Source organism: Mycobacterium sp. SP-6446, assembly GCF_001954045.1.
GTDB lineage: Bacteria > Actinomycetota > Actinomycetes > Mycobacteriales > Mycobacteriaceae > Mycobacterium.
In genome coordinates, this window is the sequence record NZ_MBEM01000105.1 from 1 (window position 1) to 6559 (window position 6559).

7 protein-coding genes and 1 tRNA gene are annotated in these 6559 nt (G+C 64.2%); 5 read left to right on the top strand and 3 right to left on the bottom strand.

The window, feature by feature from the left end; all coding sequences use genetic code 11:
• Nucleotides 1–139: 139 nt before the first annotated feature.
• Together A5736_RS08815 and A5736_RS08820 are read right to left on the bottom strand one after the other, a co-directional pair.
• Entirely contained in the window at nt 140–934 is a 795-nt protein-coding gene (locus tag A5736_RS08815; protein ID WP_076245666.1) for a hypothetical protein, read from the bottom strand.
• Between the two features lie 51 nt (nt 935–985).
• On the bottom strand, nt 986–1651 hold the full coding sequence (locus A5736_RS08820) for a winged helix-turn-helix transcriptional regulator (RefSeq protein ID WP_076245667.1): 666 nt from the start codon (nt 1649–1651) through the stop codon (nt 986–988).
• 80 nt (nt 1652–1731) lie between these two features.
• Here A5736_RS08820 and A5736_RS08825 point away from each other — a divergent pair, with 80 nt between their 5' ends.
• The 3 genes from A5736_RS08825 to A5736_RS08835 all read left to right on the top strand — a co-directional run bounded on the left by A5736_RS08825 (nt 1732) and on the right by A5736_RS08835 (nt 3834).
• Nucleotides 1732–2238 (top strand): isoprenylcysteine carboxylmethyltransferase family protein, encoded by a 507-nt coding sequence (locus tag A5736_RS08825; protein WP_139333211.1) that lies wholly within the window; start codon nt 1732–1734, stop codon nt 2236–2238.
• 721 nt (nt 2239–2959) lie between these two features.
• Complete coding sequence (locus A5736_RS08830; protein WP_076127558.1) at nt 2960–3394, top strand: FHA domain-containing protein; 435 nt, start codon at nt 2960–2962, stop codon at nt 3392–3394.
• Between the two features lie 149 nt (nt 3395–3543).
• Nucleotides 3544–3834, top strand: a complete 291-nt coding sequence (locus A5736_RS08835; protein WP_076245669.1) for a hypothetical protein — start codon at nt 3544–3546, stop codon at nt 3832–3834.
• 29 nt (nt 3835–3863) lie between these two features.
• On the opposite strand, the gene A5736_RS08840 is transcribed toward A5736_RS08835, so the two are convergent.
• Nucleotides 3864–3937 (bottom strand) — tRNA-Leu (locus tag A5736_RS08840).
• Between the two features lie 358 nt (nt 3938–4295).
• Here A5736_RS08840 and A5736_RS08845 point away from each other — a divergent pair.
• Together A5736_RS08845 and A5736_RS08850 are read left to right on the top strand one after the other, a co-directional pair.
• Nucleotides 4296–5165 carry a PE domain-containing protein gene (locus A5736_RS08845; RefSeq protein ID WP_076127554.1) on the top strand — a complete coding sequence of 290 codons (870 nt, stop codon included), beginning with the start codon at nt 4296–4298 and terminating at the stop codon, nt 5163–5165.
• 45 nt (nt 5166–5210) lie between these two features.
• On the top strand, nt 5211–6347 hold the full coding sequence (locus A5736_RS08850) for a PPE family protein (protein ID WP_076115395.1): 1137 nt from the start codon (nt 5211–5213) through the stop codon (nt 6345–6347).
• Nucleotides 6348–6559: the final 212 nt, after the last annotated feature.

Here is a 6559-nt window from a genome sequence, read left to right on the forward strand (position 1 = left end):
ACCGACGTCAACGACCAATGAGCCGCCATCAACACTTCCTAACTACGAAGTGTTGCAATCACCCCTTGAGCCCAACCGGCATGTCGTGTGCGTGGATTATGTGTCGCGGTGGGTAGATGCGTCGGTTTTGGGCAAGGGTTCAGTGTCGCTTGTCGCGCACCTTGTAGGTCGAGGGCCACGACTTCCGCGACTCGTCCCCGGTCAGCGGGGTTCCCATGCCGCCGACCTTGACGTTGTAGGCCTCCTTGCCCGGGCCGACCTCGCGGTTGGCGTGTTCCTGGGCGAGGTAATACAGCTCGTCGATGGTGGCTTCGTCGTAGGCGACGAACGACGTCTCCCGCGCCACGTCTTCGATACCGGCCAGCATCCGTTCGGGCAGGTAGCGCGACGCAAGGGCAGCCGCGCCCAGCAGGGAGAACGGAATGACCCAGTAGCAGACGAACGACAAGGGGGTCTTGGTGTCGAGGATCGTGGCCTCTTCGCCGCCGAGGCGTTGCGCGATCGGTGGGATCGCCGACGACACCGTCATGCCGGCGAAGGCCGCGATCCAAATCCAGGTCAGGACGGTGACGACGCGGCCGAACAGCTCGGTCTTGGCCACGTCGGCGGGCTGTTCGGCCGCGGCGAACTCACGCACGAACGGCTTGCCGATGAGCAGGCTGATCAACGCCACCAGGAAGATCCCGGCGTTGCTCAGCGGCTGTATCCAGCCCTGCATGAAGGACTCGCTGAGCGTAAACGTGAGCACGGTCAGCACCAGAAACGTTGCGACAGCGCCCATGTCGAGCGTGCGACCCGGCTGGCCGGTGACGCGCCCGATGACCGACACGGCGACGGCGATCGCCAGCGCGATCAACACGGCGGCCTTGAACGGGACGTTACCGACTAGCACCCAATAGACGATCCATGGCGCGAATCCAAACAGCATGCCCACGGGGGGTCAGTGTATGGCCGCCGGTTTGCGCCACGGCCACCCGCCGTCGCTTCACCGCTTCGGACCCTGCGTGTCGGAGAGTCCGAACAGTTCCGCGCACCGCTGAGCGGCGCCCGGGTCTCCGTCGACCCTGAGAGCGCCCGCCTCGATTGCCTCCGCCGGCGTGATCCGGCCGGTGCCGAGCCCGATGAAGGTTTGGGTGTCGGTGTGCAGCACGACATCGGGCCTGTCGGCCGGCCCCTGCCGAACGCCTGTCTTTCCGGCCCTGACCGTTACGGTGATCGCCTCGTCCGCGACCCGGAATTCGTACTCGTCGTCGATATCGGTCGAGGGCGATTGCGCTTGGACGGCGGCGTGAACGGCCGGAAGCCAGTAGCTGGCTTTGACGGTGTCGTCCGCGTCTGGGGTGTCGGTGATGTCGAGGCCCCACTCGAAAAGTGCGCGCACCACGGGGCGCAGGCGATCGCCGAGTTCGGTGAGCTCGTACACCGTCGAGGCCGCGGGCGGCGGCAGGCGACGCTTGCGGATCAAGTCGTTGGTTTCCATCGATTGCAAACGAGCGGCGAGCACGTTGGGGCCGATACCGCGAAGCCCATCCTGCAAGTCGGTATAGCGCTTGGGGCCGAATAGGAGCTCCCGGACGATCAGCAGCGTCCAGCGCTCACCGACCAGGTCTAAGGCCCGGGCCGTCGGGCAGAACTGCTGATAACTCCGCATAGCGGCATAGTAGCAATCTGAAAGTTAAAACTATGCTTCTAATTGTTTTTACTTATTTTTTAGTAGTAGACTGGGCAGCGATGAGCAACGAGGATCCGGGCAAAGGCGTCGACTCGGCAGGCGGGGCGAGCCCCGGAACCCCGCGGGTAATCGCGCCCCCGCCGCTGATCTACCTTGCGGGCCTGGCGGCCGGATTCGCTCTTGATGCCGTGCTTCCGCCCATCTCGATCCCGACCGGACTTGCCATCCCGGTTGGTGCCGCGCTGCTGCTGGCGGGTGGTCTGCTGGCCATAGCGTTCATTCGCGCGTTCAGGCGCGCCCGCACCACAATCAACCCGTACGAGCGGTCCAGCGCACTCGTGACGACGGGCCCCTACCGGTTGAGCCGCAATCCGGGTTATCTGGGGATGGCGCTGGCCTACGCAGGCATCGTCGTCCTCGCCGAGGCCCCGTGGGCTCTCATCGTTCTTGTGGGCGTCTTGATCGTGGTCGACCGCGGCGTCATTGCGCGGGAGGAGCGGTGCCTGGAGGCCACGTTCGGCGAGGCCTATCGACGGTACAAACACCGAACCCGCAGGTGGATCTAGGGGCAAGCGGACTTCAGCTGCGGGTCATGGATATGTTGTTGCGCGACAAGGGGATCGAATCATGTGCGCCGATCGGCCAAGCGGGCCGCTAAGCATTCGAGTCCCCAAAGTTATTTGCTACCAAAGTATTTCGTAGGTGTCATGTCATTTGTTTGCGCGAAATAACGCCAATTCGTCCGTTTGGACCGGATGGTCGTTCGCGGGGGGTTTGCAGGCGGCGTCGTCGCAAGACCCAGTCGTTGGGACGGTGTAGAAACGCAGCATTAGCAAAGTGGGTAAGTCCAGTGCTGGATAGTCACTGGCTAGCGGTGCCGCCGCGATTCCGCCCGCAAGCGCAAGCGCGCTGGTCACAGCCAGTATTTTGACATTCATTGAACAAATGTAAGTACCGCGAATCACCGAGCCAATCGATGTTTTCCTTCGTGACCCTTTTGGAATGCTTCGTTGATCATGCGGGTGAGTCGCCTTCTCTCGAAAAAGGTCACGGATCGGGGCGGGAAATTCTGCGATTCATCTCAAAGAATGTTCGGCTAATACAGCCTTATCCCGAAGGCGCGGCAGTTGCACGAGCTCGCCGATCTGGGGGCATAAGACCGCCGGACTCGGGTACTTCTTGTAGCTAGCGGGTATCTGATCGTGTCCGAGCTTCATGTACAAGGAGCCGTCCAGTGGGCTGGCACCATGCAAAGCGGGCAAGAGTGGCGGGCGGTGAAACAACACTGTGAACCGCGGCGACGATGACCGAAACCTAAATCAAGCAGCGGCGGAGACCACCGCGGATTTTGGTGACCACTTTCTCGACGACGCGGATAACGGTTCGACAGCTACTACCGAGGCGGAAACCGCCGAAGGACTGCCGAGCGGATCGGCGCTGCTGGTTGTTAAACGTGGCCCGAACGCCGGTTCTCGATTTTTGCTCGATCAGCCGGTCACCTCGGCAGGGCGCCATCCCGATAGCGACATTCTTCTCGACGACGTCACCGTGAGCCGCCGTCACGCCGAGTTTCGCCTCGACAAGGACGGCAGCTGGGCCGTCGCCGACGTCGGCAGCCTCAACGGCACCTACGTCAACCGACAGCCGGTGGACTCAACGGTGCTGGCCAATAACGATCAAGTTCAGATCGGGAAGTTCCGGCTCGTCTTCCTGACCGGATAATCCGAGCGGCCACGACCCATAAGCGACCCATAAGCTAGGTGCGCGCGCGAGATGCCATCGAGGCGTAGCGTCTCCGCTGTTCGAGAAAACGAACAGGGAGAAACTGCCATGGCAGCCAAGTTCGAGTTGACCGAGAACGCGGTCGCGCTGTGAGCAACCCCACCGGCTCGAGCAGCGGATGCATCCTCACGCAGATTCTCAATGTCGGCATAGAGGTGTTCAGCGTGGTCGTGTCGTTTCTTACCTGCGGGGCGCTCCACGTACACAGCGAACTACCGGGTGGCGAGAATGTTGGCCGCACCTCGTTTAGCCGCGCCATCGCGAGCATCTTCGGCAACCAGGACGCCGGTGACGTGCTCGCGACCGACGGGACTTCGCCGACCAGTGCCGACGAAACCCCAGTCGGATCCAGCGCGCCCCAGCCCGACGGTCATAGGTGAGCTTGGCGCATCTACTTGCGCAAACGTTGTGCCCCCAGTCGGACTCGAACCGACACTGGGCGGATTTTAAGTCCGCTGCCTCTGCCAATTGGGCTATGGGGGCCCGGCGGCGAATTTAGCGGGTGGATGCCAGGCCCGGCGCACCGCGCCGCACTCCACACCTTGCCAAATCTTGGGCATGCGTGCGGAGTGACTTTCGCCTAGGATGCGGCGGCCGCGGGTCTATCCGCTGGTTCGCCACCCGAAATCAGATGACACGGCTATGTCACCCGGCGTGAGCTTGTTAAAACTGCCCGCCCTCGCGTTAAGAAGCCGTAAACGGCTGTCACCCTAACCCTTTCGGTCGGGAATGTGGAGACCGAGCTGTTTAGCCTTACGCCAATACACAGGGGCCCGTACGACAACGCACAGGGTCGGCCCAGCGCATGGGCCGGCATGGTTCACACAATAGGAGCTAATAGATGTCGTTTCTGACAACACTGCCTGAAGAGTTGCTTGCCGCACAGGGGCTGCTGGAAGGGATCAACTCCAACCTGGCGGCGCAGAACGCGGGCGCCGCCGCGGCGACCACGGTCATCGCTCCCGCGGCCGCCGACCCGGTGTCGGCCCAGCAGGCGGCGATCTTCTCGGCGTTCGGCACCGAGTACCAGACGATCGCCGCCGAGGCACAGACGATTCAAGAGCAGTATGCGAGCACGCTGGGTACCAGCTCCGGGACGTATAGCGCCACGGAGGCCTCGAATGCCGCCGCGAGCGCCCTTTCAAGTGCCGCGGCCCCCGCTGCCACGTCTTCGAACACTCCCCTCGACTGGCTTGCCTATCTCCTCGGTAGCACCGGCAACGGCACCAACCCGAACATGCTCGGTGGGATCTTCGGCCTGTCGAGCAACGGTGCGAACATCTTGAACATCGGTGGCGGCAACTGGGCCTCCGCCGCGTCCGACTTGCTCGGTCTGGGCAGTGGCGGCCTGCTGGACACTTCTGTCAGCGACGCCGCCGCCGGCGCGGACCTCGCCAACACGACGACGCCGATGGCGCCCGTCGGTGGCATGGGTGGTGTGGGAGCGATGCCGGCGGCCGCGGCGGGCAACGCGACCATGGTCGGCAAGTTGTCGGTGCCACCCAGCTGGGCCGGCACGGTCGGCCCGGCTACCAGCGCGGTCACCCCAATCCAGACCGTGGGTTGGACCGCCGGCGCGCCGCAGGCCGGGACAGGGGGGATCATCCCGGGGATGCCCGGAATGGTCTCGGGAGCGCGCAGCGGCGCCGGCTTCGGTGCGCCGCGCTACGGCGTCAAGCCCCTGGTTATGCCCAAACCGACCGCCGTCTAGTCAACAACCCGCCAAATTCCCTCCATAGAAACGGAATACAGAAAAATGGTTTTGGATTTCGCAGCTATCCCACCCGAAATCACGTCGAGCCTGATGTACGCGGGCGCGGGGGCGGGACCACTCATGGCCGCCGCGACGGCATGGAACAACCTGGCCGCCGAGCTGAGTACGACGGCGACGCAATGGGAATCGATCATCACGTTGCTCACCACCGAGCAGTGGACGGGTGCCGGATCGGCGGCGGCAGCCGCCGCGTCCCAGCCAATCGTGACCTGGCTGACGACTTCGGCAGCTGCGGCAGAGCAGGCGGGCGCCCAGGCGACGGCGTCGGCGGCCGCTTACGAGGCGGCGTTTGCCGCGACGGTGCCCCCGCCGGTGATCGCGGCCAATAGGACATTGCTCGCAACGCTCATCGCAACCAACTTTCTGGGTGTCAACTCGGCCGCGATCGCGGCGACCGAGGCCCAGTACGCCGAGATGTGGGTCCAAGACGCCACGATGATGGCCACTTATCAGGCGGCTTCGATGGCGGCCGGGGTCCTGCAGCCGGTGACGCCGATGACGCCGGCCACCAACCCGGCCGCCGACGGGATTCAGGCCGCCGCGGTCGCCAATTCGGCGGTGAACGCCCCGGTCCAGGCGCTGGCCGCTCCGGCCGCCGCCTCGCTGCCCTTTACGACCGACGGCTTGCTGTCCTCGATTGACAACTTCATCGGCACTCCGTCCGTCTTCAACGCCATCAACGGAGCGGTGAACACCGGGGCCTGGTTCACCATGAACGCCATCCCAAACGGCGTAGCACTGGGGCAAAAACTTGGCACCGTGGGATCGATCCCCTACGCCCTCTCGGACGCGGTTGCACCCGCCACCGGCGCGGGCATCATTCCCGGGACGATGGTGGGCTCGGTGTCGGGCGCGGCGACGTCGGCGACCCTGGGCGAGGCGTCCGCGGTCGGCGGTCTTTCGGTACCGGCCAGCTGGAACGCGGCAGCCCCGGCGTCGGCGGCTTCGTCCACCGCTCCCCTCGCGGGTTCGGGCTGGACCGCCGCCACCGAGGAGCCCGTGGCGGCAATGCCCGGCATGCCGGGCGCTGCGGCGGCCGCCAAGGGTGCCGGTGCCTACGGGGCTGGGCCACGGTACGGGGTCAAACCCATTGTCATGCCCAAACAGGTCGTCGTCTGATGCGGAAAAAAAGGGGGTACATGTCACGCATTTGAGGCCAGCTGTTAACCGCTGCGCCGTACTCTATCCGCGATACGGCCACCAACGAACCGATACCGACCGCGGAAACTTCGACAGGCCGAAGGCTCGAACGAAAAGGAGATAGCCAAGATGGCAACACGTTTTATGACTGACCCGCACGCGATGCGGGCGATGGCGGGCCGCTTTGAGAT